Here is a 25,950-nt window from a genome sequence, read left to right on the forward strand (position 1 = left end):
TAAAACCGCCGGAGGAGAAGTCCGGCGGTCAGGAATCAGAACATCATGGACATCCACGGATAACCAATCAGCAGCAGAGCTGCCAGGAAGATGGCACCGAAGATGGTGCCGAGGCGCCAGTAGTCTTTGGTTGGCAGGTAGCCGCTACCGTAGTAAATCGGGCTTGGACCCGTACCGTAGGGGGTAATGATCCCCATCACGCCCAGCGAGGTCACCATCAGCAGAACGAACACTTCCATATTCATGCCCGGAATGGTGGAGGCGATGGTCAGCATCGCAGGCAGCAGCGCCGTGGTGTGCGCGGTGGTGCTGGCGAACAGGTAGTGCAGCAGGTAGAACGCCAGCAGCAGCACGATGGTGGCGACACCCGGAGAGATACCGCTCATCAGCAGGCCGCCTTCTTTACCCAGCCAGCTGATAAAACCGGTGGAGGAGAGGCCATCCGCCAGCGCCACCAGGGTGGCGAACCAGACGAAGGTATTCCACGCGGCTTTGTTACCGGTGATATCGTTCCACTCCAGCACGCCGGTCCACAGCATCAGGCCAACGATCAGCAGGGCAGCCATGGCCGGTTCAATCCACGCCGCGGCGAAGATCCACATCAGCAGCGCACAGCACACGAACACCAGCAGCAGGATCTCATTGCGCGACAGTTTGCCCAGTTTTTCCAGTTCACGGGTCGCCCACAGCGGTACTTCGTTATTCACTTTTACTTCCGGCGGGTAGAACCAGTAGGCCAGCAGCGGCATGGTCAGGATCAGCAGGATGCCCAGCGGCAGGAAGGCGAGGAACCAGGTCCCCCAGGAGATATCAATTCCAACCGTGCTTTTTACCAGCGCCAGCGCCAGCAGGTTAGGTGCCAGAGCGGAAAGGAACATCGAGCTGGTGATACAGGCCGCGGTGATGGCTACCCACATCAGATACGAACCGATTTTGCGCGCGCTTGGGTCATTGGGTTTTGAACCGTACAGCGGCGGCAGGTTGGCGATGATCGGGTAGATGGTCCCGCCGCTGCGCGCGGTGTTGGACGGGGTGAACGGGGCCAGCAGCAGGTCCGCAAACGTAATGGCGTAACCGAGCGTCAGGCTGCGACGGCCCAGGTACTTCACCAGAATCAGCGCCAGACGGCGGCCGAAGCGGGTTTTGTCGTAGCCTGCGGCGAACATAAAGGCACCGAAAATCAGCCAGACGGTGGAGTTACCAAACCCGCTGACCGCCCATTTAAAGGAGGCGCCCGCCAGCTTGAATTTTGGGTCAGCCAGCTGTTCCGGGCTAAAGAGTACCCACTGGCTGCACAGCGCAATCGCCACGACGCCGGTAAGACCGATCACGGCGCCCGGCAGCGGTTCGAAAATTAAGCCGACGATGACGCCGACAAAGATGGCGAAGTAGTGCCACGCATAAGGCGGCAGCCCTTCCGGAACGGGGACAAACAACAGCAGGACGGCAACAATGACGGGCAAAGCCATCATCAGCAGTCGTTTTGCTGTTCCATTTGATGCCAGATTCGCCGCAGGAGGCGTTACAGCAGTTTTTGTATTCATAGTTTCACGTCTTAAGTTGTCAAAAATTCGTCGCCCGGCGAAAACACAAATTCGATTGAAATATCCTTTTTGCTTTTTTTAGTTATTTAAGGTGCGGATTTGTGTTTTCACTAATAGCGATTTAACGCATTTTGGTTTGCGCTAAATAAAAAATGATGATGTTTTTATATTGCTCTTTTGAATGCCATAACTATTGATCGCGATCAAAAAAACGGAACTGAATGGCTATTTTTATATTTTTTATAATAACCACTCTGAGTAGTGTGGTTATTCGCTAATTTTACGCATTTTATGTATCAAAACTATAACATTTAAATTCTGGTGCTTTTGTTTATCGTTGTTTTATAGGGTTTTTTGCTAGATTTGGTGTATTGGTTTGACCTTTTATAATTTAACTTTTTTTAAATTCTTGTGAACGAGTGAAACATTCCCGCTAACACCAATGTGTTATTAATGTTATCGAAGGGATTAAATAGTTTATTAACTAACGTAATGACTTTAGAAACTAAAAAAAGCTTTATATTACTATCATGACATCGGCAAAAAACACGAAATAAAAAATCATTCCGATAACGAATTCTTAATTTTTAAAGTTTGGAGTTTCTATTATGAGCACTAACGAACGTATTTTAAGCCCCTTCACATTACCGAATGGTACTGAACTGAAAAACCGTTTGTTAATGGCCCCGATGACAACCTGTACCGGTTATTACGATGGCACCGTGACCAGCGAGCTGGTGGAGTACTACCGCGCCCGCGCGGGCAGCATCGGCACCATCATCGTTGAGTGCTGTTTTGTTGACGATCTCGGCCTGGCGTTCCCGGGCGCAATTGGTATTGATAACGACGAGAAAATCGCCGGGCTGGCAAAAATCGCTGACGCTATCAAGTCCAAAGGCTCCAAAGCCCTGCTGCAAATCTACCACGGCGGCCGTATGGTCGACCCAAAACTGATTGGGGGTCGCACGCCGGTTGGCCCAAGCGCCGTTGCCGCGCCGCGTGACGGTGCCGCCACGCCGGTTGCCCTGACCGCGGAAGAGGTGGAAGGCATGATCGGCAAGTTCGGCGAAGCCGTGCGCCGCGCAATTCAGGCCGGGTTCGACGGCGTCGAAATCCACGGGGCGAATACCTATCTGATCCAGCAGTTCTTCTCCCCGAACTCTAACCAGCGGGACGACGAGTGGGGCGGCAGCCGCGAAAACCGCGCGAAATTCCCGCTGGCGGTGCTGGACATTACCCACAAGATGGTGCGCCAGTACGCGGACGACGCGTTTATCATTGGCTACCGTTTCTCTCCGGAAGAGCTTGAAGTCCCGGGCATTCGCTTCGAAGACACCCTGTATCTGCTGGAAAAACTGGCCGCGCGCGGGGTAGATTATCTCCACTTCTCCCTTGGCGCCGCCCTGCGTCCTTCTATCGTCGATACTCAGGACCCGACGCCACTTATCGAAAAATACTGCGCCATGCGCTCTGACACGCTGGCGCAGGTACCGGTAATGGGCGTTGGCGGCGTGGTGAATGCCACGGATGTGAATGAAGCGCTGGATCACGGTTACGACCTGATTGCCGTTGGCCGCGCCACCATCGCCTATCCGAACTGGACCGATCGCATCGCGGCGGGCGAAAGCCTGGAGCTGTTTATGGACAGTACCCGACGCGAAGAACTGAGCATCCCGGAACCGCTGTGGCGCTTCTCGCTGGTAGAAGCGATGATCCGCGACATGAGCATGGGCGAATCGAAATTCAAACCGGGCACCTTTATTGAAAAAGTGCAGGACGATGCTAACGAGCTGGTGATTAACGTCAGCCTCGAAACCGACCGCATCGCCGATATCGAACTGGCCTCCGGCCCGAGTGAAGACGTCGAGTTTGTCACCAGCTTCGAAGAGATCCGTACCCGTATTCTGGATGCCAACACCCCGCACGTGGACGCGATTACGGGCGCGACCAGCCAGAGCGAGGCGGTGAAAAAAGCGGTCTCGAAGGCGATGCTGAAATCCAGCAAAGCGCTGGCGGCGGAAGAGGGCGCAGACCCGAATGAGACTAAAAGCGTGGATGTGGTGGTGGTCGGCAGCGGCGGCGCCGGTCTGGCAGCGGCGATTCAGGCGCATGACGAAGGCGCGAACGTGCTGATCGTCGAGAAAATGCCCACCATCGGCGGGAACACCATTAAAGCCTCGGCCGGGATGAACGCGGCGGAGACCCGCTTCCAGCGCGTGAAAGGTATTCAGGACAGCAAAGAGCTGTTCTACCAGGAAAGTCTGAAAGGCGGTGGCAACAAGAACGACCCTGAACTGCTGCGTCGCTTTGTCGAGAACGCGCCGCAGGCCATCGAATGGCTGGCCACACGCGGCATTATGCTGAACGACATTACCACCACCGGCGGGATGAGCATCGACCGTACGCACCGTCCGAAAGACGGTTCCGCAGTGGGCGGGTATCTGATCAGCGGCCTGGTGCGTAACGTCAACAAGCGCAACATCGAGGTGATGCTGGATACCTCCGTGAGCGACATCATTTTCGAAAACGGCGAAGTGACCGGCGTGCGTCTGACCACCGAAGAGAACGAAACCCTCACCGTGGCAACTAAAAGCGTGATTGTGGCAACGGGCGGCTTCAGCGCCAACAGCAAGATGGTGGTGAAATACCGTCCGGATCTGGCAGGGTTCGTTACCACCAACCACAAAGGGGCGACCGGAGGCGGTATCGCGCTGCTGGAGCGTATCGGTGCGGGCACCGTGGATATGGGCGAAATTCAGATCCACCCAACCGTTGAGCAGAAAACGTCGTATCTGATTTCCGAATCCATCCGCGGCGGCGGGGCGATTCTGGTAAACCAGCAGGGCAACCGCTTCTATAACGAAATGTCGACCCGCGACAAAGTCTCGGCGCAGATCATCGCGCTGCCGGAGAAATACGCTTACATCGTCTTTGACGAGCATGTTCGCGCCAAAAACAAAGCCGCGGATGAGTACATCGCAAAAGGGTTTGTTACCAGCGCCAGCTCGCCAAAAGCCCTGGCGGAAGCGCTGGGGATGGATCACCACCAGTTCCTGGCAACGCTGGAACGCTACAACGGCTTTGTGGAGAAACAGCACGACGATGATTTCGGTCGCACCACCGCGCTGCGTGCGCCAATCAACGAAGGGCCGTTCTACGCCATTCAGATTGCACCGGGCGTTCACCACACCATGGGCGGCGTGACCATTAACACAGAAACCTGCGTGCTGGACAGCAACCACAACGTATTGCCGGGAGCGTTTGCTGCGGGTGAGGTTGTCGGGGGCATCCATGGCGGTAACCGCATCGGCGGTAACGCGGTGGCAGATATCATTATTTTTGGTACGCTTGCAGGACATCAGGCGGCTATGCGTTCGAAAACACGGTAAGGCTCCTGTTTCCCCGGCGGCGCGGTGCCTGCCGGGGCTACATCTGAGGACTCATGAAATGCCTGATAGCCATCGCGTTTACAGCTACTCCGCCGTTCTGATGGGATCGCCCATCCTCCTGAAACTCTTTTCCCATGACGAAGCGCTTGCCTCTCGCGTGTTTCGCCTGATCAAACAGTACGAAGATCTGCTTACCGTTAACCGAGCGCACTCCCAGGTAATGGACATCAACCATGCGGCCGGTCAGCATCCGGTTGCCGTCAGTCGCCCGGTGTTCGAGCTGATCCGCTGCGCGAAAGCGGCCAGCCTGCTTAAAGACAGCGCCTTTAACCTGGCGATCGGCCCGCTGGTGAAATGCTGGAAAATTGGCTTTAAGGGGGACGCTGTACCGCCCGCGGACGAGATCGCCGCCTTGCTGGGCATCACGCATCCTGCGGACGTGGTGCTGGATGAAGCCAACAGCAGCGTGTTCCTTACTCGCCAGGGAATGGAGATCGATCTGGGGGCCATTGCTAAAGGCTATATCGCCGACAGGGTGCGGGATCACCTCCTTAAAGAGGGCGTTGAACTTGGGCTGATCAACCTTGGCGGCAACGTCCAGACGTTAGGCTCGCCGGAGGGCGGCTGGCGCGTCGGCCTGAAAAAACCGTTCGCCGGTGACGCGCTGATTGGCGCCATGACGGTCGAAAACCGGTCGGTGGTGACGTCAGGCACCTATGAGCGCTACTTCGAGCTGAACGGCAAACGTTATCACCACATACTTGACCCACGCACCGGCTACCCGCTGGATAACGAACTGGAGAGCGTGACGATTATTTCGCCAGACTCCCTCGACGGCGATATCTGGACCACGCTGATCTACGGCATGGGCGTGGAAAAGGGCTGCGCCGCGCTGCGTTCGCGCCCCGATATTGAAGCCATCTTTGTCACAAAAACAAAAGAAGTGGTGATCTCCTCGATGCACCACTTCCGTTTTACCCTTCTGGACGACAGCTACCGAATTACTGGCAGTACTGTTTGAGTAGGCCGACCTGTTCCGGCTGCAAACGGTAGCGATATACCGGCCGGCCGGTAGCGCCGTAGTGAATGCTGGTGAACAGGATATTAATTTGCGCCAGCCAGATCAGGTATTTGCGGCAGGAGACGCGGGAAATGTTGACCGCATTCGCCAGATCGTCGGTGGAAAACTCTATCTCCGGATGGCTGTCGATCCACTGGCAAATGGTGCGCAGCGTCTGCGGCGTCAGGCCTTTCGGTAATTTTTTGCTGTCGGCCAGCTCCGGCGCGCCGCCGTGGATCAGCCTGTCGACGTCGGCCTGTTCATAATACTGATGCGATCCCATCAGGCTGCGCTTTGCCTTCCAGCCGTTCAGCGCCTCTTCAAAACGCGGGAACTGGAACGGTTTAATCAGGTAATCCACCACGCCATAGTGCATTGAGGTCTGGATCGTTGCGGCGTCGGAGGCCGACGAGATCATGATGACATCAATCGGGCGGCCCGACGCGCGGATGATGGGCAGGAGATCCAGCCCGTTATCCTGCTGCATATAGACATCCAGCAGCACCAGATCGATCGGCTGGCCTGGGTTGGCGATCAACGCCTCGGCCTGGTTGAGCGTGGAAGCGACGCCGCAGCAGCTAAAACCCTCAACGCGGTTAACATACAGACGGTTGAGGTCGGCTACCATGGCGTCATCATCGACAATTAACACATTTATCACGCGATATTCCTCTCGCTATCCCAGGGGATCTGAACAAAAAATTGGGTAAATACGCCAGGCTCCGACTCGACGGTAATATCTCCGCCCAGATTCTGGATCTGCTGACGCGCAAGGAACAGCCCAACGCCGCGGTTTTCACCTTTTGTTGAGTAGCCCTTTGTAAAAATAGCCTCCAGCCGCTCGGGATCAATGCCGGGACCGTCATCGCTGACCTCACCGCTTAGCCAGCCGTTCTGATAATGCAGCAGCAGGCCGATCTCGCCTTCCGGCTGGCCTTCCATCGCATCCAGGGCATTTTCGATTAAATTGCCCAGCACGGTGATCAGCACCGCAACCTGCTCTTCATTGGCGGTGTCAGGAAGCTGACTTTCCTCCGCCAGCGTCAGGGTCACTCCGGCCTCTTTAGCGCGGTTAATTTTACCCAGCAGGAAGCCCGCAATGACCGGCGATTTAACTTTGCGCTGTATCGCGCCGATATCCGTCTGATAATTCTGCGCGGTCTGGATGATGTACTCCTCCAGCTTATCGTAGCGCTTCATGTGCAGCAGGCCGAGGATCACGTGCAGCTTATTCATAAACTCATGCGTATGGGAGCGCAGGGCATCAACGTAGCTGACCATGCCATCAATACGCTGCATTAACTGGCTGATTTCGGTCTTATCGCGGAACGTGCTGATCGCCCCGATCACCTGATTCTGGCTTTTCACGGGGACCATGTTGCACAGCAGCAGCCGCCCGTTACAGCCGATCTCCTGATCCTGGCGGGCAATGCCGGTTTTTGACACTTCGCGCAGGCTGGCCAGAAGCGGTTCACTGCTGCTTTCGGAGTGCTGGCCCGAGGTCAGGAGTAATATTTCTCTGGCGGTGTGGTTAATCATCGTCACGCGCCCGTGCATATCCACGGCCATCACGCCTTCGCGCAGGGACTGCAACATGGCCTGGCGCTGCTCAAAGAGGGCTGAGATTTCGTAAGGCTCCAGCCCAAAGAGGATACGTTTCAGAACCCGGACCAGACCCCAGATCGCCACTGAGCTCATCAGAACGCTGAATAAGATGGTCCACACGGCGTTGAGCCGCCCGCGGGCAATCTGATCTTCAACTTTATTCAGCGAAATACCCACCACCACCACGCCGATCTGGTCGTGCTGGTCGTCATACACGGGCGTAAAGACGCGCAGCGCTTCCGCGAGCGCGCCGCGGTTAACGGAGACATTCTCTTTCCCTTCCAGGGCGGGCGTCAGATCGTCGCCAATAAAATGCAAACCTAACAGCGCTTCGTTTGGATGGGAATAGCGGATCCCACGCAGGTCGGTGACCACGGTAAACAGCAGGTCGTTGCGCTTCGTCACCGCCTCGGCAATCGGCTGGATGATGCCAGCCTGCGGCGATTCCATCAGGCCACGCTTGATCTCCGGGCTGTCGGCCAGCGTCCGGGCGATACCCAGCGCGGTATCTTTCACGTCATCGCGCGTGGCGCGGGTGATCTGCACAGAGTACAGCGCGAAGACCACCAGCAGCACCGAGCCGATAATCGCGCACACCATCAGCGTAACCAGCGTATTCAGCTTCATAGGGCGCTTGCGCGTCGGGGGGAAGGGCTGCAAATCGCTCATTAACACTCCGCGATGAATAAGAAAGGGCTAATTATCGCTGATGACGGGCGTTTCATAAAGCCATGTAAAGAGAGGCGTTTCGTGAGCCTCCTCTCAGGTGACCTATATAAAACACTTTATAGTGTGAGGGTACTCATAATAAGGAGGCAGTTTATGAGCATTATGCTTACCGGTACGGCCAGGGAAAGACGGCACGCCAGCACCACGAACATCGACAGATTATCGACGCTGGATATGCTTAACGTCATACACCAGGATGACGCGCAAATCTCTTCTGCACTTACCCCTCACTTAAGTATGCTGGCCCGCGTGGTGGATAACGCGGCGGCGACGCTTAGCCACGGCGGACGTCTGGTACTGACCGGCGCGGGCGCGTCCGGACGCGTGGCTGAACAGGCGGCAGAAGCGTTTGCGCCGGGAAAACATCCCGTCATTGCGATGACAGCAGGCGATCACGCCGGTAGCTACGCGCGCGGCGTTGCCGACCTTCAGACGATAGAATTTGGCGAGCATGACATGATGCTGGCGCTGTCCGTCAGCGGCAAAACCCCATGGGTATGGGGCGCGATGCGTCATGCGTGGTCTCTGGGCTCAACGGTTGCGATCATTACGGAGGATGCGCAAAGTGAAGCGGCGCAGCTGGCGAGCATGGTCATTGCCCCCGATCTGGGCGCGGATGTGGTGGCCGGGTATACCAACGCTAAAGCAGGCATTGCGCAAAGCATGATCCTGCATATGATCACCACCGGTCTGGCGGTACGTTCCGGACGGGTGTACAGCAACCTGCGCGTTGATCTGGAGGCAAGCAATACCAGATGGGCCGAACGACAAATTGCCATTGTGATGGAAGCGGGGGGATGTAGCCGGGCGCAGGCGAAGGCCGCGCTGGAAAGCTGCAACCACCAGTGCAAAACGGCGGTACTGATGGTGCTGACGGGGCTGGATGCCTGGAAAGCGCACGAATTGCTGGCGCAGAATAACGGGTTTGTTCGCCTGGCCTTGCAGGAAGCGCCATAACATTTCAGCGTCAAATAAAAAAAGCCCGCATCGCGGGCTTTAATATTGATGGGAATTAGAACTGGTAGGTCATGCCTACGCCTACGATGTCATCGGTAGCAATACCGTTGTCATTGTAGAAGGCATCATCTTCGTCCAGCAGGTTGATTTTATAATCAACGTAGGTGGAGAAGTTTTTGTTGAAGCTGTAGGTCATGCCCACGTCGATGTAGTTAACCAGATCCTGGTCTACATAGTCATAGCCATTGCCTGGGTGATAATCGTTACCGCCCAAATCGATGCCTTTAGAATAGACCCACGCCAGGGATGGACGCAGACCGAAGTCAAACTGGTACTGCGCTACGGCTTCAAAGTTCTGTGTTTTGTTGGCGATGCCATCGTTGCCGTACGGAGTCATGTTACGGGTTTCCGCATACATCATGGCCAGGTAGACATCATTAGCATCGTATTTAGCACCGATTGTCCACGCTTCCGCACGTTCACCGCCAGCATATTTGCTGAAGCGGTTATAGGTGCCAGCGCCGTAAGCGACCTGGTCGTTAGTACGGTCAGAGGAAGAATAAGCCGCACCCAGCGTCAGGCCGAAATCGAAGTCATAGGTGGTAGACATACCGAAGCCGTCGCCGTTCTGGAAACGAACGTCATCATGGCCGTTTTTGGTGCCTTCCTGATTTTCGTTTGGTCCACCTTCATTATTTCCCTGATATTGCAGCGCAAAGTTCAGGCCGTCGACCAGACCAAAGAAATCATTGTTACGGTAGGTCGCCACACCGTTAGTACGGCCAACCATATAGTTATCCGTCCAGGTGTAAGAATCTCCACCAAATACCGGCAGCATATCGGTCCAGGCTTCAACGTCATACACGACGCCGTAATTACGGCCGTAATCAAATGAGCCGTAGTCGCCATATTTCAGGCCAGCGAATGCCAGACGGTTGAAAGATTTATCCCCTGCGCCTTCGGTGTCGTTAGCGTAGGTTTTATATTCCCACTGGCCATAACCTGTCAGGTCGTTCGTGATCTGCGTTTCGCCTTTGAAACCCACCTGTACATAGGTTTCATCGCCGTCGTCGCCTGGGTTGTCGGAGAAGGTATGACGCGCATCAACCTTACCGTACAGGTCAACTTTGTTGCCATTCTTGTTATACATTTCCGCCGCATTAACTGCGCCAGCCATTAATAACGCGGGTACAAGAATTGCCAGAACTTTTCTTTTCATTATATATTCCCTTTAAATATAAATTGTCTGAATATATGTAATTACCCTCCGTAACTACATGGCTGATACTATTCTATGGATTATTATTTAGGTTCAAAAATAAATGTAATTAAAGTGGTGAAAATATTACAAAATATTTCGTTTTATCTCTTTATTTTTCATATGAATTAATTCATTGAAAATATAGCGGGTAATTATTATTAAGTATTTCGTAATTCTATTTATAAAGGATTTTAATTCGGGTGTATTATAATTCACTCACTTTTGAGCAACAGGACAGGATGATGGAACTTGCGCAGTGGCAACACCGTTTTGAGCGCTGGCTCGACGAAAATCATTTTACTGATGATGCGGCGCACGATATCGCCCATTTTCACCGCGTCTGGATGACGGCGCAGGGTATTATGGCTGACGAGGATAGCGATCCGCTGGTTGTGCTGACCGCATGCTACTTCCATGACATTGTCAGCCTGCCGAAAAATCACCCGGAACGTAGCCACTCCTCGCGGCTGGCAGCGCGAAAAACGCGCGAGATCCTCAGTCGCGACTTTCCTGATTTTCCGCCGGATCGTTATGCAGCCGTTGAGCATGCTATTGAAGCGCACAGCTTCAGTGCCGGTATCGCGCCGCAAAGCCTGGAGGCCAAAATTGTGCAGGATGCCGACCGGCTGGAGGCGTTAGGCGCTATCGGCCTGGCGCGCGTCTTTGCCGTCTCCGGTGCGCTGGGCGCCGCGCTGTTTGATGCCGACGACCCGTTCGCCGGAACACGAGCGCTGGATGATAAAGCCTTCGCGCTCGACCACTTTCAGACCAAACTCCTGCGCCTGCCTGACACCATGCAAACCGCGCGGGGGCGCGAACTTGCGCGTCACAATGCCGATTTTCTGATCCAGTTTATGGCGAAGCTGAGTGCCGAATTACAGGGCGATTACCTCGGAACCGACAGCCAGATATTGACCCATTTCCGTCGCAGTGTGCGATCCTGAACTGTGGTACTCTGTTTTCTGTTTTTATTGTCCGGTTAAGAGAATGCAGGAAAATCGATCAGTGACTGTGCCCGCGCCTGAGCGGGTTGAGAAATCAACGGCAGCCGTGCAGGCACTCCTGCGTCAGCTGCTGGAAATGTATGATGCTAAAACGCTGGCAAACCAGCTGGTGGCCCATGGCGAGAGCCACTGGAGCCCGGCGATACTCAAGCGGCTGCTGATAAGCGACAGGGCAGGGCACCGCCTGAGCGACGGTGAGTTCCGCTATCTGCAAAATTTGCTGCCGCGTCCGCCTGCTGCGCATCCAAATTATGCCTTTCGCTTTATCGATCTCTTTGCCGGTATCGGCGGCATTCGCCATGGCTTTGAAGCTATTGGCGGGCAGTGTGTATTCACCAGTGAATGGAACAAACATGCCGTCCGTACCTATAAAGCCAACTGGTATTGCGATCCCGACGCGCACCAGTTCAACGCGGATATTCGGGATGTCACGCTGAGCCACAAAACCGGCGTCAGCGATGAAGAGGCCGCCGAACACATTCGCAATACCATTCCGGCGCACGATGTGCTGCTGGCGGGCTTTCCGTGTCAGCCGTTCTCGCTGGCTGGCGTGTCGAAGAAGAACGCGCTGGGACGCGCACACGGCTTTGCCTGCGATACGCAGGGCACACTGTTCTTTGATGTTGCCCGGATCATTGATGCCCGCCGCCCGGCAATTTTTGTGCTGGAGAACGTCAAGAATTTAAAGAGTCATGACGGCGGCAAAACCTTCCGCATTATCATGCAAACGCTGGATGAACTGGGTTATGACGTGGCGGATGCAGAGGACATGGGGCCGGACGATCCGAAAATTATCGACGGCAAACACTTCCTGCCGCAGCACCGCGAACGCATCGTGCTGGTGGGCTTCCGCCGCGATCTCAATCTGAAAGGCGATTTTACGCTGCGTGATTTGCCCTCGCTGTATCCGGCGCGCCGCCCGACGGTGGCCGATCTGCTGGAGCCCGCCGTCGATGCGAAATTCATTCTGACCCCGGTGCTGTGGAAATACCTCTATCGCTATGCCAAAAAGCATCAGGCCAAAGGCAATGGCTTTGGGTTTGGCATGGTCAATCCGCTTAATCCTGACAGCGTGACGCGTACGCTGTCGGCGCGCTATTACAAAGATGGTGCGGAAATTCTTATCGATCGCGGCTGGGATAAGGCGCTGGGCGAAAAAGATTTTGACGATCCCCAGAACCAACAGCACCGACCGCGGCGCTTAACGCCGCGCGAGTGCGCCCGCTTAATGGGCTTTGAGACGCCGCAGGGCTACAGTTTTCGCATCCCGGTGTCGGATACCCAGGCCTATCGTCAGTTTGGCAACTCGGTGGTGGTGCCAGCCTTTGCCGCGGTAGCTAAACTGCTGGCCTCACGCATCAGCAAGGCCGTTCAGCTTCGTCAGAGCGAGGCCGTCAATGGCGGACGTTCACAATAAGGCCACGCGCAGTAAAAACATGCGTGCCATCGGCACGCGTGATACCGCGATTGAAAAACGGATCGCGGGCCTTCTGACCGCCGCCGGGTTTGAATTCAGGGTTCAGGATGCCACGCTTGCCGGGCGTCCTGATTTCGTCATCGACGCGTACCAGTGCATCATCTTTACCCACGGCTGTTTCTGGCATCATCACGACTGCTATCTGTTTAAAGTCCCGGCGACACGCACCGACTTCTGGCTGGAGAAGATTGGCAGGAACGTCGAGCGTGATAAACGCGATGTTTCGCAGCTTTACGCTCAGGGCTGGCGGGTGCTGATTGTCTGGGAGTGCGCGCTGCGCGGAAGAATGAAGCTGAATGACGTGGAACTGACGGAGCGGCTGGAAGAGTGGATCTGCGGCGGCGGTCAGGCCGCGCAGATCGATACCCAGGGCATTCACCCGATCACGGTTTCTCCACCTCACACCTCGTGACAATCGGTTTCGCGGGCAGCAAATATTTACCCAGCGTGACCAGTACCACGGCAAAGACAATCACACCCAGCGCCAGCCATTCAATCGTCGACAGCACTTCGCCCGCAAAACCGGTACCCAGCAGCACGGCAACCACCGGGTTAACGTAGGCGTAGCTGGTGGCAACCGCCGGTGAGACGTTGCGAATCAGGTACATATAGGCGTTGATGGCGATAATCGAGCCAAACAGCGCCAGATACCCGACGGCCAGGAAACCTGAAAGGTCTGGCATCGCCGTCAGTTTTTCACCCGTCAACGCGGAGGCCATCAGCAGCACAATGCCCGCCGCGAGCATCTCAATCGCACCTGCCATCATCCCGGAGGGCAGCTCGATGCGTGAACCGTAGACCGAGCCGAAGGCCCAGCTCATGGAGCCGATCATGATCAGAACGGCAGCCCAGGGGTTCCCGCTCAGGTTACCGCCGCTGTTCAGCAGGATGATACCCACAAGCCCAATCGCGATGCCCAGCCATTCGAGCTTACGGGTGCGGATCCCGAAGAGGCGACTAAAGCAGAGCGTAAACAGCGGCACGGTTGCGACGACCACTGCGGCGATGCCCGACGGCACGTTCTGGTGTTCGGCGACGGTTACCGCGCCATTGCCCACCGCCAGCAGCAGCAGGCCAATCAGGGCGGCGTTAAGCAGGGGACGCAGCGGCGGTAGTCTGTGGCCGCGCAGCAATAAAAACGCCATCAGCAGCACGCCGGCCGTAAGGAAACGAATACCGGCCATCATCAGCGGGGGCCAGCTTTCCACGCCTATACGAATGACAAAATAGGTGGACCCCCAGATGATATACAGGGAAAAGAGTGCTCCAATGAGCGGTAATAAATGCCGGAAACGCATAGTCCCTCACGACGAAATAAAAAGTTCGCTCATAGTTAACGCCAAAACTATCAGCCTGGCGAGTGCTTTAATTGTGTTGTTGATGTGAAATTTTTGTTGACGCGAGGTGCCAGTTTCCGGGCGGTGAGTTTTGTTCCATACTATTCACTTAATTAGCAAAAAAAGAAGGAAAGAGATTTTGGCAGGAAGTAGCTTATTAACATTACTGGACGACATCGCCACCTTGCTGGATGACATTTCGGTTATGGGAAAACTGGCGGCGAAAAAGACCGCCGGGGTACTGGGAGATGATTTGTCGCTTAACGCGCAGCAGGTCAGCGGCGTGCGGGCGAACCGTGAGTTGCCGGTGGTGTGGGGCGTTGCGAAAGGGTCCTTTATTAACAAGGTGATCCTCGTTCCGCTGGCGCTGCTGATTAGCGCCTTTATACCCTGGGCCATTACGCCCCTGCTGATGATTGGCGGGGCGTTCCTGTGCTTCGAGGGTGCCGAAAAAGTGTTGCATATGTTCGCTGCACGCAAAGAGAAAGACACCCCGGAAATGCGCCAGCAGCGTCTGGAAGCGCTGGCCGCACAGGATCCAAAAACGTTTGAACGCGATAAGGTCAAAGGTGCGATCCGCACGGACTTTATCCTCTCGGCCGAGATTGTGGCGATTACGCTGGGGATCGTCTCAGATGCCCCTCTGATGAACCAGGTGCTGATCCTGTCCGGCATTGCGATCCTCGTGACGATAGGGGTTTATGGCCTGGTCGGGCTGATCGTCAAGCTGGACGATATCGGCTTCTGGCTGGAAAAAAAATCCAGCGCAATTGCGCGCGGCATTGGGAAAAGCCTGCTGGTGCTGGCGCCGTGGCTGATGAAAACCTTGTCGGTGGTGGGAACCCTGGCGATGTTCCTGGTCGGCGGCGGAATTATCGTGCACGGTGTTGCTTCGCTGCATCACATGATTGAACATTTTGCGTCAGGCCAGGGAGCGGTAGTTGCTGCAATTCTGCCCACACTGCTTAACCTCGTACTGGGCTTTATCGTCGGTCTGATTGTGGTAGCCGTTGTTAAGCTGGTTGAAAAAGTACGCGGGAAATCGCATTAATTATTGCTGACCCCGGATGCAAAAAGACCATTCCTCGTCTAAATTGAAAACGTTTCACCCTGATACAGGAGGCAGGTATGGTCTTTTTGATCAGTGATGAAGTTAAGCCCAAAAATGGTGGTCCAGGTATGATCGTCACCGGGTATTCCAGCGGAATGGTGGAGTGTCGGTGGCATGATGGATACGGCATTAAGCGGGAGGCTTTTCGCGAAGACGAGCTTCAGCCTGCTAATAAAAGGCAAAAACGCGACAAGGCTTAATCACACAACGCCCGGCCTTGCCGGGCGTTTTTACTGGCAGAAGACTTATCATATCGGATGGTGAGCGACAATCAGGGAGTGTGTGTGCAGCACGATACCTTTGTTGTAAAACAATCTTTTTTGCAGTGGCTGCATAAGCGCAGCAATCCCCGTTTGATTGTTAACTTCTGTTTTATCGTTGTCCTGATCTTTTCCACCCTCCTGACCTGGCGCGAAGTTGTGGTACTGGAAGATGCTTATATCTCCAGCCAGCGTAACCATCTGGAAACGGTTGCCAGTGCGCTGGACAGACAGCTTCAGTTCAGCGTCGATAAGATATTGTTTTTTCGCCACAGCATGCGTGATGCGCTGGAAACGCCGCTGGCGTTTGGCGTGCTGCATGATGCGGTAAAGCGTTTTGCGCATTTGCGCACGTCCCCCAGCTGGCAAATTGCGGTTGATAAACAGCGCACGTTACCGATCAACGGTGTTTCGGATGCCTTCGTTGAAAAGACGACCCTTCTGAACCGTGATGATGAGTACCTTGATAATGAACTGTCCGCCGCGCTTGAAGTGGGGTATTTGCTGCGTCTGGCATCCAGCCCTTCCCGCAACGAAGAGCGCGTGATTTATGTCTCTCGCGCCGGATTCTTTCTGGAAACGGATACGCCGGGAAATTCCAGCGATATCGTGCAGCGCTATTACCATCTGGTCACTCAGCCCTGGTTTACCCAACAGTCCGAGCGTGAAAACCGTGCGCGTGCCGTGCGCTGGTTTATCTCGCCGCCTTCCACCTTTGTCGGCAAAAAGCCGCTGATCACCGCCAGCGTGCCGGTTTATTACAATCACGTCTGGTATGGCGTGGTGGCGATGGATTTCACCTTTGCCACCCTGCGTCGCCTGCTGGTGGAAGCCGTGGGCGATAACCCGGAAGGGGAATACCAACTGTATGGCAGTCGGCTTACTCAGCTTGCAACGTCTGAATCAACTGCTGCGGACGTTAATCATTTTGACGCGCGCGAATTAGCGCAGATAGCGCACGCGATAGAATCGGATTCCGAAGGCGGCATTCGCCTGGGGAGTCGTTTTGTGAGCTGGGAGCGTCTCGACCATTTTGATGGCATCGTCCTGCGCGTGCACACCCTGGATGAAGGGGTGCGCGGTGATTTCGGCAGCATCAGCATTGTGCTGGCATTGCTTTGGGCGCTGTTCACCGCGATGCTGCTCATCTCATGGCTGGTGATCCGGCGCATGGTCAGTAATATGTATTCGATGCAGAACTCGCTGCAATGGCAGGCCTGGCACGACCCTCTGACCCGGCTGAATAATCGTGGGTCGCTGTTCGAGCAGGCGAAAATGCTGGCGAAGCAGTGTGAACAGCAGTCGCTGCCTTTCTCGGTCATTCAGATCGATCTTGATTGCTTCAAGAGCATCAATGATCGGTTCGGGCATCAGGCGGGTGATAAGGTGTTGTCCCATGCCGCAGGTCTGATTGCCAGCACCCTCCGGACTAAAGATATTGCCGGACGCGTCGGGGGCGAAGAGTTCTGTGTGGTGCTGCCGGGCATGACGCTTGAAGAGGCGGCGGAAGTCGCAGAGCAGATCCGCGAGCGTATCGACAGCAAAGAGATCCTGATTAAGAAAAGTACCACCCTGCGCGTAAGTGCGTCGTTTGGCGTCTCTGGCGCGCAGGAGAAGGGCAATTATCACTTCGAAAATCTGCAATCCACCGCCGATGCGCGTCTGTATGAGGCGAAACAGCGCGGGCGTAACCGGGTCATCTGGCAGGATCACGTCAAAAAGTAATCAAGCCCCTCGCACCAGCCGGTCGGCCCGGTGTGCTGAGTGTGATAAACCCGGGCGGGATCGTTGTTCTTAAGGCTGACGCCCTCCCGGTTGAAGCCTTTCACCACGACGGCAAAGCCTACGCTGTCCAGCAGCGGGGCATCATTCGGGCCGTCGCCCAGGCCCAGCGTCGTCGGTTCGGAACCCTCGTGCAGGCGATACTGGTCCACAAGCCAGTGAACCGCCACGTCTTTGCCGCAGCAGGTATCCAGGATATGCCAGAAGCGTGCTCCCTGGACAATCTTCAGCCCCTGCCGGGCGAGTTCGGCGGCAAAGCGTTCCATTTGTTCATCACTGTCACGCCAGATCAGCGTCACGGAAGCCTCGTGTTTACGCGCAAGCACTGAGCGGGGACGACTCAGCCCAGTCCATTCGGCGACCACGCGCTCGTCCACGTCATCGAAGGTGGTGAATTTAAGATGCATCTCCTGGCGTACCCGGGCAATACACTGCCGGATATCGTCATGCTTCTTTTCTGAGATGAACCGTGCGGCGTTTTCCCACCGTACGTCAGGCTGGATCACCGCGCCGTTTTCCGCAATATAGGGCAACCCGCCAAGCCCCAGCTCCTGCTGGATGTCATCCATCTCGGACGCGGTTTTGCTGCTGCACAGAATGACCGGTACCTGTTCATCCATTAACTTTTCCAGCCAGGGGGCCGCAGGCTGCCAGTCGAGTGTGTGAAAATCTAACAGCGTGCCGTCGAGGTCGGTAAAAACAAGCAGAGTCTCCTCAAACGAAGGCATAACGTCTCCCGGGTGATGATTTCACCTAAGATAAATCTTAAAAAAACAGGCATTGACGCGCCGTTGAAGTGGAAACGATCCCGACAAACCCACAGGCGGCGCATGTTTATACTCATAACCAAAATTCACATGTATAAAATATAATATTCGCTAAGAGAATATATGCTTGTAAGACTATTCCGTTGGGGATAATGTCTTACCTGCATCAGATTTCCTGGTGTAACGAATTTACAAGTGCTTCTTGCATAAGCAAGTTTGATCCCGGTCATCCCCATGACCGGGATTTTTTTCGCCTTAGCGGTTCGTCTCCGAGACGCTAAAGTCATGGATATCCAGCTCGAATGCTTCAGCCAGTTCACGGTAGGTATGGTAATCCCTACCATTGACCACGACACGGTCGGAATTATCCTCCGCGCGATGAACTTCGGACTCACTGATTTCATTGATGGCGGCAAGCAGGGCATCGACATCCACTTCAACCTCACGCTTAATGGTGTCGCTGTACTCTTTGTCGGTCTTCATGGCGGGTTCCTCATTTAATCGTCTCAACAGTTAAGTATAGACCGCACACAAAAACGCCATTCGCGCCAGGTGGCGATGCCAGGCAATGCAATTTGTTCTACACTGGCTCAAAACCACAGGAGGAATGTATGAAGGTCAACGATCGGGTAACCGTCAAAACGGACGGTGGGCCGCGCCGCCCGGGCGTGGTGCTGGCTATAGAAGAGTTTAATGAAGGCACAATGTATCTGGTGTCGCTGGAAGATTACCCGCTCGGCATCTGGTTCTTCAACGAACTGGGGCACCCGGATGGGATCTTTGTGGAAACGGCGGAATAGGGCGGCGTCGGGGGCGTCTTCTCCCCGGCTCCGGCTACTGAAAAGCAAAATCTCTGGCCAGGCCAGAGATCAAGGTAGGGTATAACATGGCCGTGCAAATTAGCGCATATTAACGAAAATCCCATTCGTCACATTATCTGTCAGGCGTACGACATGGTATATGACTTGCTTATTATGCGTTTTAATTTTCCTTTTAATATTTCCTTTGTGTGACGATACTGTTTTTGCCTTGATATTCATCTGGTCTGAGATCTGAATTGTCCCTTGTCCAGCCATCCACATTCTTAGCATACTTGATTCAGTTCTGCTTAATGATAGGGTGGGTAAGTTAACCGCCCCTACATTCTTAACTTCTTTATTCAAATAATCGCCCAGGATGTCATCAAGCGACTCTGGTTTAATCGATTTCGAACTGATTAATAAGTTTTTACGCACCAACAAATACTCATCGAAATGAATATTGGCGATCGCCATAAAAACAATAAACAGGGTCTTAGGATGCTGATTAATGATCTGCTTAATGTGCTGACTGTTAGCGGGGTCGTGAATGAAACAGTCCTCATTAATAAACACCACGCCGGGCTTGTGGGCGTCACAAGCGGCTGCGAGTTCTTCAACGGTGTGTGCATCGTTGATGTCTCTCTTTCTTACCCCTCTGCTTGCTAAGTACCCGGTTAACCCTAGCCGGGTGTAGCTGCATAAATCCATAATGATCGTTGACATGGCATACCCTCACTCAATGCGTAACGATAATTCACCACCTGCCTGAGAGCTCATAAACAGCCATACGGGATGGAAAAAATCTAATAAAACCTGTGAGCATGACAAAGACTTTCAGGCGAACTCACTATCCCGTAAAGTTACGTATAATTTGCCAGGAATCATCTTAAAGTAAAGTAAATATTAAGTATTGTGAGGTGGTTAGAAACATTTAAACCGCGTCAGATATATCCTGGTAGATGTTTTTCGAGATTATTTTTAGGAATATCCTCAGAAAGACATTGCAAACACTGCGGGTTATTATTTGCGTGGAAGTTCGCTGACAATATCCGCTAACAGATTGAATATCTCGCTGAATAAATGCTCGCAGAAGGGGGCGATAAGTGGCATCAATAATGACATTAATAAAAGGCCAACCGTCAAAGTCACCGGAAAGCCGATGACGAATACCGACAGCTGCGGAGCCATTCGGTTGAGTAAACCTAATGCGAGGTTAACGGTGAGCAGCAGGGTAATGATCGGCAGCGCCAGCATCAGCCCGTTGAGGAAGATCAGCCCGGCAGCCCGCACCAGCGCCAGAAACGCGTTGCTGTTTACCGGGTTGTCGCCAATCGGCAGCGTGTGGAAGGTGTCCACCAGCATCGAGATGAGCCACAGGTGGCCGTTGAACGAGAGAAACAACAGCATCGCCAGCAGGTCGATAATACGCGCCAGCACGGGCATATTCAGGTGGCTGCCCGGGTCAACGAACGTCGCGAAAGACAGGCCCATCTGCAAACCGATAAGTTCACCCGCCGTTCGTACCGCGGCGAAGGCGAGCTGCATCGTAAACCCGACCGCCACGCCAATCATCACCTGTTGCAGGGCAATCCAGATCGCATTCGGGGAAAAGATCGGGATATCCACCGCTGGCAGGGTAGGGGCAACGATAATGGTGATAACGATGCCCAGCCCAATTTTGACGCGTTTAGGCACCGACTTTTCACTGAGTATGGGGGCGGTGGAGATCAGCGCCATGATGCGCAGCATCGGCCAGAAATAGATCCCGAGCCACTGAACAAACTGATCGCTGGTGAAATGCAGCATCGTCCGTCAGCCGATGATGTAAGGCAGATTGGTGAACAGGTTGCGCATATAGTCCAGCAGCAAATTGAGCATCCATGGCCCGGCAACGATAATCGCCACGAAGACGGCAATGATCTTCGGGATGAACGACAGGGTCATTTCGTTAATCTGCGTGGCGGCCTGGAGAATACTGATAATCAGACCGGTGACCAGCGCAACCAGCAGCAGGGGCGCGGCGACGGCAATCGCGACTTTCATCGCCTCCGTGCCCATCATCATGACCGACTCAGGCGTCATTGCGCGCTCCTCAACTGTAGAAACTCTGCGCCAGCGAGCTGACCAGCAGCTGCCAACCGTCGACCAGCACGAACAGCATGATCTTAAAGGGCAGGGCAATGGTTGCGGGTGGGACCATCATCATCCCGAGCGCCATCAGGACGCTGGCGATCACCAGGTCAATAATCAGGAACGGAATGAAAATGGTGAAGCCAATCTGGAACGCCGTTTTGAGCTCACTGGTCACATACGCCGGGAGCAGAATGCGCATCGGCACCGCTTCCGGCCCCTGTAACTCACCCGTGTTAGCGAGACGGGCAAACAGGGCCAGATCCGCTTCGCGCGTCTGGCGAAGCATAAATTCACGTAATGGCTGCGCGCCCTTTTCCAGGGCAACCTGCATGGAAATTTTATCTTCGCTGAACGGCTGGTAGGCCTCGGTGTAAATCTTGTCGATAACCGGCGACATAATGAAAAAGGTCAGGAACAGGGCTAAACCCAGCAGCACCTGATTGGGCGGCGCGGACGGCGTGCCGAGCGCGTTGCGCAGCAGGCCAAACACAATGATGATGCGGGTGAAGCTGGTCATCATTAGCAGGATCGCCGGGATAAAGGTCAGCGAGGTGATGAATACCAGCGTCTGCACGGACAGGGACCAGCTTTGTCCACCGTTCGCCAGCGGCGTGGAAACCAGCCCCGGCAGTTGCGCATACACAGAGGGCGCGAACAGGCCCAGGCCTGTCAGCGTAAGGAATAACAAACGGCGCATCAGGATCTCCCGGGACGCTTGAGCAAACTCTTCATTACGGACTGGAAATCCGCAGGGGCCTGGGCGTTAGCCTCCACCGTGACAGGCGCAGGGGGGAGCGTGTGAAGGACGTTAATGCTGGAGGCGGTCACGCCCAGCACCAGTCGTGCATCTTCCACCTCCACAATGACCACGCGCTCGCGCGGTCCTAGCGGTGTGCTGGCGCTGACCTTCAACCCGCGGGTACCGGCCGTTTTCCCCGCCAGACCGAAACGCTTTGCCAGCCAGGCGGCGATAAGGATAAAGGCAATAATACCGAACAGCGCGCCGCTCACCTGGAGCAGCGGTGAGCCGGGTACGGCGGAGGGCGCGGACAGTGTTGCCTGGGTTTTCATACTTAACGACTCAGACGACGCATGCGTTCGGAAGGGGTAATGATGTCGGTGATACGTACGCCGTATTTATCGGCCACCACCACTACTTCGCCCTGTGCAATCAGGTAGCCGTTGATCAGAATATCCAGCGGCTCACCCGCTAAACCGTCAAGCGCCACCACGGAACCCTGCGTCAGGCGCAGCAGCTCTTTAATGGTCATGCGGGTGCGACCCAGCTCAACGGTCAGCTTGACCGGAATGTCCATAATCAGGTCGATGTCCTGCAACGTGCCGCTGACGTCGCCGCCGCCTAACTGCTGAAAGACCGCGTCTGCCGCGCTTTTCGTCGGCGTCGTTTTCTGCTCGTTTAACGCGTCAGCCCACAGATCGTCCAGTGCTCCGCTGTTTTCATCGGACGGATTGTTCATGTCACTCATTTGGGCTGTTCCTCATTCAGCGAATTCAAAATCGGGTTGATCAAGTGCTCAACGCGTAACGCATACTGGCCGTTAATCGTGCCGTACTGGCTTGTCAGCACGGGTACGCCATCCACATGGGCAATAATGCGGTCGGGTTTATCTATCGGCAAAACGTCGCCGGGTTGTAATTTCAGGATCTGCGATAACCGCATGGAGATGTCGGCGAAGTTGGCCACCAGCTCCAGCTGCGAATGCTGCACCTGACGCACCAGGTTTTCACGCCAGTTCTGATCTTCGTGACGTGAGTTCTCCAGCGGCGGGTTCACCAGCAGTTCGCGCAGCGGTTCAATCATGCTGAACGGCAGGCAGATGTTGAACTCGCCCGTCAGGTTGCCGATCTCGACGTGGAACGGGGTGTTCACGACGATGTCATTCGGGGAGGTGGTGATGTTGGTAAACTTCACCTGCATCTCGGAACGCACGTACTCGACTTCCAGCGGGTTAATCGCTTTCCACGCGTCGCTGTAGGATTCCAGCGCAAGCTTCAGCATGCGGTTAATCACACGCTGTTCGGTATGGGTAAACTCGCGGCCTTCCACTTTGGTCGGGAAACGGCCATCGCCACCGAACAGGTTATCCACCGCGATGAACACCAGGCTTGGCGAGAACACAACCAGACCGGTACCGCGCAGCGGTTTCAGATGGATCAGGTTAAGGTTGGTTGGCACCGGCAGGTTGCGGGCAAACTCATGATACGGCTGAATGCGGATCGCACCGACGGTGATATCCGGGCTACGACGCAGCAGGTTAAACAACCCCATACGGAACTGACGTGCGAAACGTTCGTTGATGATCTCCAGCGCCTGTAAACGCTCGCGCACCACGCGACGCTGGGTATTGGGATCGTAGGGACGAATATTATCATCGCCGGTCAGACCCGGCTTCGGTTCGTCACTTTTATCGCTGTCGCCGTTGAGCAGCGCATCGATTTCTGCCTGAGAAAGAATACTGTCGCCCATGTCGTTACCGCAGAATGAAGGCTGTATACAGAACGTCAGTGACTTCCTGCTTAGGTTGGCCGTTTACCAGCGGGGTCGCCAGCGTCTGTTTAATGGCATCGACCAGCTTTTGCTTGCCCACATCGGTGGCGAGCGCGGAGGCATCCTGACGAGAAAACAGCAGCAGCAGACGGCTACGCACTTCTGGCAGGTAGTCGTTCAGGCGTGCACGGGTCGCTTCATCTTTCAGACGCAGCGTAATACCCACGTAAAGCACGCGATCCGCATCGCCCAGGTTCACGGTGAACGTATCCAGCGGGTAGAAGACCGGCGCCGGTGGAGGCGGCGCTTCAGCTTTGGCGGCCGCGCTGGAGGGTTCCTGCTGCATACGCCAGTAACTGTAGCCTGCGGTGGCGCAGGCCGCGAGGGTAATCAACACCAGCAGCGGGATCCAGATGGAACGCTTGCTTTTTTTGGTGATAGCGGAGTCTGTCATCTGATACGAGCTTCCTGTTTCGGTACAGCTTAATACGGTGATTATCCCGTGTCCGGCTTAGGTCAAAGCGTGGAAAAGACGGGGATAATCACGTTACCTCTGGCGTTTAGGCAAAGATGTCTACGGCACGGCTGCCGCGCGCGGCGGATTGCAGGGCGGCAGGGGCAGGCAATAACTCTTCACTCTCATCGTTAAACCCGCCATGCTGGCCGGAACGCGAAGTGTGCTGTTGCTGCCCGGATGAGGACTGCTGTTGCCCGGCAAAGCCCTCGCTGCTGACGCTGCTTTGGGAAAGCTGAATGCCGTTTTCCGCAAGCTGCGTGCGCAGGATCGGCAGGGCCGCTTCCAGCGCCGCGCGGACGTGGCTGTGGGGCGAAACCATCTGCAACTGCGCCTGGTTGTCATCCAGCTTAAGCGAAATTTGCACCTGACCCAGATCTTCCGGGTGCAGACGCAGCTCTGCGGTCTGCTGTCCCTGCTTTGTGAACAGGGTGATGTGCTGGCTCAGATTCTGCTGCCATTCGTGCGTGCCCAGCGGCTGGCTTAACACCGGCGCTGTCGCAACGGTAGCGGCAGGCTGTGAAGGCGCCAGGTGACTGACGATCGGTGCCAGCGTCGCGGTTGGGCTGGCGGCAGACGACGCCGCGCTCGCTACGTCCTGCTTCTCTGCGACGGCGGCGACGGCTGGCGTAACGGCTGCCGTGGCGGGCAACGATGTGTCGCTGTCCTGAACCGGCATTTTTTCCTGACCCGTTAACGCATGGCTAAGCGGCTGATGCTGGCCGTTGTCCGTCTGGGCTAGCGCAGAGGGGAGGGCGGCACGGGGGGCGATCTCCCCGGTGCTCGCAGGCTGCGTCGCTACCGGGATGGTGGTCTGCTGGTGCGGTAACATCGCCATCAGCGCGCTTAACCCGGCCAGCTCCTCTTCTTCAGTCGTGGTCTCGCTGTTTGTTTTCGCCTCCGGCTGGGTCAGCGCCTTCAGCGCATCCGTATTCGCGGCGGGTTTCAGGCCGGAGACGAGGCTTTGCAGGGAGACGGCGGTATCTTCACCAGTCAGGGTCTCCTGACGGGAGAGCAGTTCGGCGATTTTGGCCTGGAGCGTGGTATCACCGTTTTTTTCCTTTGCCGCTGTCGACAGCTTGTTGCCCGCCGCTTTCAGATCCGCCAGCGTCAGCGGGGCATCTTTGCCTTTGCCGGTGGTCTCGGTCAGCGCGCCCGCCAGCAGAGAAAGAAAATCTTGCGCGCCCTCAGCGCCTTTCCCGGTCAGCGTGCCGCCGGACGGGTCGCTGTCGGTCATCAGCAGTTGTTGCAGTGTGATCATTCTGGTTTCCTCATTGATGCGCGCTGGGCAAACTCATCCATTTTTTTCTGATCCAGACGGTTTTCCGCCAGGGTCGAGGCTGCAATCTGTCGGTCCTGTAAGGTTTGCCAGGCCTGCAACCGCTGTTTTTTCTCGCGCCAGAAATTCAGCGCGGTATCGACTTTTTGCGTCCACTGGTTGAGCTGCTGGCGATGCTGCTCAATCGCCTTTTCCAGCGTCTGGATAAACTGCTGATAGTTAATCCAGCGCTGGCTACCAATGCCTTGCGCCATGTCGGTGTTAAGGTTGGTGCGATATTCATGCTGATAGTCGATTAACATCTTCAACTGTTCTTCAGCCTGCTGGCACCCGCGTCGCATTGCGCCAAGCTGCAATGCGGCATCATCAACTTCTTTTTCAGCCAGATCTTTCAGCGTTGATAACGCGCTGTTCTGCGCCATGACCTTCGCC

26 protein-coding genes and 1 pseudogene are annotated in these 25,950 nt (G+C 55.2%); 10 read left to right on the forward strand and 17 right to left on the reverse strand.

Going from position 1 to position 25,950, the window contains the following annotated elements; genetic code table 11:
* Window positions 1-35: 35 nt before the first annotated feature.
* Entirely contained in the window at window positions 36-1,544 is a 1,509-nt protein-coding gene (locus O1722_RS08745; protein WP_017383327.1) for an anion permease, read from the reverse strand.
* A gap of 608 nt (window positions 1,545-2,152) precedes the next feature.
* Between O1722_RS08745 and O1722_RS08750 the strand changes: the two genes are divergently transcribed.
* Window positions 2,153-4,933, forward strand: coding sequence for a flavocytochrome c (locus O1722_RS08750; RefSeq protein WP_033486929.1), 2,781 nt, complete (start codon window positions 2,153-2,155; stop codon window positions 4,931-4,933).
* 58 nt (window positions 4,934-4,991) lie between these two features.
* Window positions 4,992-5,954, forward strand: a complete 963-nt coding sequence (locus tag O1722_RS08755; RefSeq protein WP_033486931.1) for an FAD:protein FMN transferase — start codon at window positions 4,992-4,994, stop codon at window positions 5,952-5,954.
* On the opposite strand, the gene dcuR is transcribed toward O1722_RS08755, so the two are convergent.
* Window positions 5,935-6,654, reverse strand: coding sequence for a two-component system response regulator DcuR (gene dcuR, locus O1722_RS08760; protein ID WP_003859556.1), 720 nt, complete (start codon window positions 6,652-6,654; stop codon window positions 5,935-5,937). The two genes, O1722_RS08755 and dcuR, sit on opposite strands and share 20 nt — an antisense overlap.
* Window positions 6,651-8,267 (reverse strand): sensor histidine kinase, encoded by a 1,617-nt coding sequence (locus tag O1722_RS08765; protein ID WP_017383330.1) that lies wholly within the window; start codon window positions 8,265-8,267, stop codon window positions 6,651-6,653. Before O1722_RS08765 ends, dcuR begins: the two co-directional genes overlap by 4 nt.
* Window positions 8,268-8,420: 153 nt before the next feature.
* On the opposite strand from O1722_RS08765, the gene O1722_RS08770 reads away from it, so the two are divergent.
* Window positions 8,421-9,284, forward strand: coding sequence for an N-acetylmuramic acid 6-phosphate etherase (locus O1722_RS08770; protein ID WP_032671692.1), 864 nt, complete (start codon window positions 8,421-8,423; stop codon window positions 9,282-9,284).
* Between the two features lie 55 nt (window positions 9,285-9,339).
* Here the strand turns inward: O1722_RS08770 and ompC are convergent, their stop codons facing one another.
* A complete protein-coding gene (gene ompC / locus O1722_RS08775; RefSeq protein ID WP_033486932.1) occupies window positions 9,340-10,503 on the reverse strand; it encodes a porin OmpC in 1,164 nt (387 codons plus the stop codon).
* A 284-nt stretch (window positions 10,504-10,787) separates the two neighbouring features.
* Between ompC and O1722_RS08780 the strand changes: the two genes are divergently transcribed.
* From O1722_RS08780 to O1722_RS08790, 3 genes are read left to right on the forward strand one after another with little or no spacing between them, the layout of a single operon-like run.
* On the forward strand, window positions 10,788-11,489 hold the full coding sequence (locus O1722_RS08780) for a phosphohydrolase (RefSeq protein WP_033486933.1): 702 nt from the start codon (window positions 10,788-10,790) through the stop codon (window positions 11,487-11,489).
* A gap of 43 nt (window positions 11,490-11,532) precedes the next feature.
* The gene (locus O1722_RS08785; protein WP_094058366.1) at window positions 11,533-12,966 is read left to right on the forward strand and encodes a DNA cytosine methyltransferase; all 1,434 of its coding nucleotides are present in this window, start codon (window positions 11,533-11,535) and stop codon (window positions 12,964-12,966) included.
* Window positions 12,947-13,438 (forward strand): very short patch repair endonuclease, encoded by a 492-nt coding sequence (locus O1722_RS08790; protein ID WP_017383335.1) that lies wholly within the window; start codon window positions 12,947-12,949, stop codon window positions 13,436-13,438. The genes O1722_RS08785 and O1722_RS08790 overlap by 20 nt, the downstream gene beginning before the upstream one ends.
* On the opposite strand, the gene yedA is transcribed toward O1722_RS08790, so the two are convergent.
* Complete coding sequence (gene yedA / locus O1722_RS08795; protein WP_023303927.1) at window positions 13,410-14,324, reverse strand: drug/metabolite exporter YedA; 915 nt, start codon at window positions 14,322-14,324, stop codon at window positions 13,410-13,412. The two genes, O1722_RS08790 and yedA, sit on opposite strands and share 29 nt — an antisense overlap.
* A gap of 178 nt (window positions 14,325-14,502) precedes the next feature.
* Between yedA and O1722_RS08800 the strand changes: the two genes are divergently transcribed.
* The 3 genes from O1722_RS08800 (at window position 14,503) to dgcQ (ending at window position 17,459) form a co-directional block, all read left to right on the forward strand.
* The gene (locus tag O1722_RS08800; RefSeq protein WP_017383336.1) at window positions 14,503-15,414 is read left to right on the forward strand and encodes a DUF808 domain-containing protein; all 912 of its coding nucleotides are present in this window, start codon (window positions 14,503-14,505) and stop codon (window positions 15,412-15,414) included.
* A gap of 77 nt (window positions 15,415-15,491) precedes the next feature.
* Window positions 15,492-15,674, forward strand: a complete 183-nt coding sequence (locus O1722_RS08805) for a YodC family protein (protein WP_003859574.1) — start codon at window positions 15,492-15,494, stop codon at window positions 15,672-15,674.
* A gap of 84 nt (window positions 15,675-15,758) precedes the next feature.
* Window positions 15,759-17,459, forward strand: coding sequence for a cellulose biosynthesis regulator diguanylate cyclase DgcQ (gene dgcQ / locus O1722_RS08810; protein WP_032671690.1), 1,701 nt, complete (start codon window positions 15,759-15,761; stop codon window positions 17,457-17,459).
* Here dgcQ and O1722_RS08815 read toward each other — a convergent pair.
* The gene (locus tag O1722_RS08815; RefSeq protein ID WP_017383338.1) at window positions 17,444-18,244 is read right to left on the reverse strand and encodes a mannosyl-3-phosphoglycerate phosphatase-related protein; all 801 of its coding nucleotides are present in this window, start codon (window positions 18,242-18,244) and stop codon (window positions 17,444-17,446) included. The two genes, dgcQ and O1722_RS08815, sit on opposite strands and share 16 nt — an antisense overlap.
* Before the next feature lie 294 nt (window positions 18,245-18,538).
* On the reverse strand, window positions 18,539-18,766 hold the full coding sequence (gene yodD / locus O1722_RS08820) for a YodD family peroxide/acid resistance protein (RefSeq protein WP_017383339.1): 228 nt from the start codon (window positions 18,764-18,766) through the stop codon (window positions 18,539-18,541).
* 128 nt (window positions 18,767-18,894) lie between these two features.
* Between yodD and dsrB the strand changes: the two genes are divergently transcribed.
* On the forward strand, window positions 18,895-19,083 hold the full coding sequence (gene dsrB / locus O1722_RS08825) for a protein DsrB (RefSeq protein WP_003859583.1): 189 nt from the start codon (window positions 18,895-18,897) through the stop codon (window positions 19,081-19,083).
* Between the two features lie 99 nt (window positions 19,084-19,182).
* Here dsrB and rcsA read toward each other — a convergent pair whose 3' ends face one another.
* The 10 genes and pseudogenes from rcsA to fliJ all read right to left on the reverse strand — a co-directional run bounded on the left by rcsA (window position 19,183) and on the right by fliJ (window position 25,940).
* Entirely contained in the window at window positions 19,183-19,806 is a 624-nt protein-coding gene (rcsA, locus tag O1722_RS08830) for a transcriptional regulator RcsA (RefSeq protein ID WP_017383340.1), read from the reverse strand.
* Between the two features lie 290 nt (window positions 19,807-20,096).
* Window positions 20,097-20,889, reverse strand: a pseudogene (gene fliR, locus O1722_RS08835) (flagellar biosynthetic protein FliR); the annotation flags it as partial.
* 6 nt (window positions 20,890-20,895) lie between these two features.
* On the reverse strand, window positions 20,896-21,165 hold the full coding sequence (gene fliQ / locus O1722_RS08840) for a flagellar biosynthesis protein FliQ (protein WP_003859587.1): 270 nt from the start codon (window positions 21,163-21,165) through the stop codon (window positions 20,896-20,898).
* Between the two features lie 10 nt (window positions 21,166-21,175).
* Window positions 21,176-21,913: a flagellar type III secretion system pore protein FliP gene (gene fliP, locus O1722_RS08845; RefSeq protein ID WP_015572437.1), complete on the reverse strand. Its 738-nt coding sequence runs from the start codon at window positions 21,911-21,913 to the stop codon at window positions 21,176-21,178.
* Window positions 21,913-22,287, reverse strand: coding sequence for a flagellar biosynthetic protein FliO (gene fliO / locus O1722_RS08850; protein WP_015572438.1), 375 nt, complete (start codon window positions 22,285-22,287; stop codon window positions 21,913-21,915). The genes fliP and fliO overlap by 1 nt, the downstream gene beginning before the upstream one ends.
* A gap of 2 nt (window positions 22,288-22,289) precedes the next feature.
* Complete coding sequence (gene fliN / locus O1722_RS08855) at window positions 22,290-22,703, reverse strand: flagellar motor switch protein FliN (RefSeq protein ID WP_003859592.1); 414 nt, start codon at window positions 22,701-22,703, stop codon at window positions 22,290-22,292.
* Complete coding sequence (gene fliM, locus O1722_RS08860) at window positions 22,700-23,704, reverse strand: flagellar motor switch protein FliM (RefSeq protein WP_003859594.1); 1,005 nt, start codon at window positions 23,702-23,704, stop codon at window positions 22,700-22,702. The genes fliN and fliM overlap by 4 nt, the downstream gene beginning before the upstream one ends.
* 4 nt (window positions 23,705-23,708) lie before the next feature.
* Window positions 23,709-24,179, reverse strand: a complete 471-nt coding sequence (fliL, locus tag O1722_RS08865; RefSeq protein ID WP_003859598.1) for a flagellar basal body-associated protein FliL — start codon at window positions 24,177-24,179, stop codon at window positions 23,709-23,711.
* Window positions 24,180-24,285: 106 nt separating this feature from the next.
* Entirely contained in the window at window positions 24,286-25,500 is a 1,215-nt protein-coding gene (fliK, locus tag O1722_RS08870) for a flagellar hook length control protein FliK (protein ID WP_045339036.1), read from the reverse strand.
* Window positions 25,497-25,940, reverse strand: coding sequence for a flagellar export protein FliJ (fliJ, locus tag O1722_RS08875; protein WP_017383343.1), 444 nt, complete (start codon window positions 25,938-25,940; stop codon window positions 25,497-25,499). Before fliJ ends, fliK begins: the two co-directional genes overlap by 4 nt.
* Between the last annotated feature and the right edge of the window lie 10 nt (window positions 25,941-25,950).

The sequence above is a fragment of the Enterobacter cloacae complex sp. HYC003_NIDB genome (assembly GCF_056673375.1).